At 34.7% G+C, this 1919-nt stretch carries 1 protein-coding gene, 1 tRNA gene and 2 pseudogenes; 2 read left to right on the top strand and 2 right to left on the bottom strand.

The genetic code is table 11. From position 1 onward, the window contains the following. Nucleotides 1–408, bottom strand: a pseudogene (locus WGMM_RS00650) (cation diffusion facilitator family transporter); the annotation flags it as partial. Nucleotides 409–434: 26 nt separating this feature from the next. Next, a tRNA-Val gene (locus WGMM_RS00645) sits at nucleotides 435–507 on the bottom strand. A 502-nt stretch (nucleotides 508–1009) separates the two neighbouring features. Between WGMM_RS00645 and WGMM_RS06340 the strand changes: the two genes are divergently transcribed. Together WGMM_RS06340 and WGMM_RS06335 are read left to right on the top strand one after the other, a co-directional pair. Further along, nucleotides 1010–1732: a collagenase gene (locus WGMM_RS06340; protein WP_240991802.1), complete on the top strand. Its 723-nt coding sequence runs from the start codon at nucleotides 1010–1012 to the stop codon at nucleotides 1730–1732. Beyond that, a pseudogene (locus WGMM_RS06335) lies at nucleotides 1719–1919 on the top strand (collagenase); the annotation flags it as partial. The gene WGMM_RS06340 and the pseudogene WGMM_RS06335, both read left to right, overlap by 14 nt.

Below are 1919 nucleotides of genomic sequence, written 5' to 3'. Positions count from 1 at the left end.
AAAAAGACTATGATATTAGAGATCAGGCCAAGTGTAGCAATTACTAACATTACTTTCCACTCAAACATTGACTGGAAAAATAAACCTCTTTATTGACTCAATTATAATGATTACTGCAATGAGGAATAGAGTTAAACCATTAACAAATGCTGCAATTATCTGCAACCGATGATATCCGTATGATCTCTGCAAATCGGATTTCTTAGCTGAAAACCTATGTGCTAACCAGCTTAAAACCAAGGCAAAGAGGTCAGTGAGCATATGCCCTGCATCTGATAATAGAGCAAGCGAATATGAAATTATTCCACCTACTATTTCCATAAACATTGTTATCGCAACTATTATTATGGAATAGATTAAGCGCTTGGACTGCGCTGCTGAGTGTTTACCGTTATGCACTGCTGTCATATAAAATCTTTTCATAAACAAAAACGTGGGTAACACTGGGTTCGAACCAGCGACCGCTTGCACGTCAAGCAAGTGCTCTACCAACTGAGCTAATTACCCATCGTGGTTTTAGTATAGTGCTTTGGTGGAATGAAAGTCAATAAACCACTTTGCTTTTGTCCTTGTCCAATGTGATTCCGGAATATAGCTGTATAGAATTTCAGCCATATTCTAAATTTTACATATTAAGTTAACTATCTATACTTTATTTATTAAGATATAAATTATATCAATACAGGGATTTACGTTTTTTTTAGGGAAATTACTTTATGCTTGATATTGAAAGATCAGCAAATTAGAGGTTAAAATTATGACAATTAGTCAACAAGTAAATAAAAATATAACTAAAGCAGAATATTTCAACAATGACGGCAAAGGGTTTAATTCGCCACATGTTATAGAAGTTGAAAGATTTTAAATATTAAAGTAGAGGTTTATTCTCACAATTTAAAGAGCAAGTAAAGTTGCTAACATTGAAAGTGAGATAAGAGAAACAGCTACTAATTTTAAAAACGCATTCGAGTTAGAACGCGGCAGTTCAGAACAAACATTTAAAATTGACATGTTTGATGACAAGGATGATTACACTCACCTTGGCGGAAGCGAGCGTTTCGGTTCTTACCTTGGAGACGAAGGTGGTAAATGTTACTACAAAGGGAAAGCTGACGTTTTTGCTGAAATGTACGTCTACCAGCAAGGTGGCGTTCATAACCTTCAGCATGAATTTGCACATGGTTTAACTTACTTGGCTACAGGAGGCAAATCTTTACCTACAGTATTAATGGAAGGAATTGCAGACTACTTTGAGCATCATTCAGATCATAAATTCAATTCTCAAGGATCAAGTATCGACAAAACTGAAGCTGCAAATTTGGATTTAGATAAAATTTTAAGTTTAGAATACTCAAAGGACAGCGAAGCAAATAGCTTGGTTTATAAAACAGGTCATGCGTTGATAATGTACTTACAGGAAAAAGATCCTAGTTTATTAAGAGACTACCTAGATGCTTTACGTCAAGGTAACTCAGATGAGTCAAAAAGTTTCTTGAAAGACATAAAAGGACACGATACTGACTTCAAAAGTTGGCTTGCTGAGAATGATACAGAAACTGCAATGGAACATCTCAACGCTTTGCAAGTTACAAAAGGAGATTTCATAGCAATTGGTCAAGAAATAGTGGGTGGAGAAATTAAAAACGTATCCTACTATAAAGCAAATATAGAAAAAATGGATGGAGAAAACGTTGGAAGTTTTTCTCCTGTAGAACACGTTGCATTTTTATGATGTTGCTCGTGCTATAAATAGGGCAACAAATGATACACTTGATATATCAAAGGAATATCATTTCCTCAAGGTAGTAAAAACTTCCGATGGACAGGATAAACTAACTTACTCTGACCAACAAGGTAATGAATATCGAAACAGTCAAGAGTATAAAAATCAGGCTTTAAGGATATTATCAAAATATGAT

It is taken from the genome of Wolbachia endosymbiont of Glossina morsitans morsitans (assembly GCF_000689175.1).
Taxonomy (GTDB): domain Bacteria; phylum Pseudomonadota; class Alphaproteobacteria; order Rickettsiales; family Anaplasmataceae; genus Wolbachia; species Wolbachia pipientis.
Note: the sequence above shows the minus strand (reverse complement) of the source record. Positions and strands in the feature narration are given on the sequence as shown.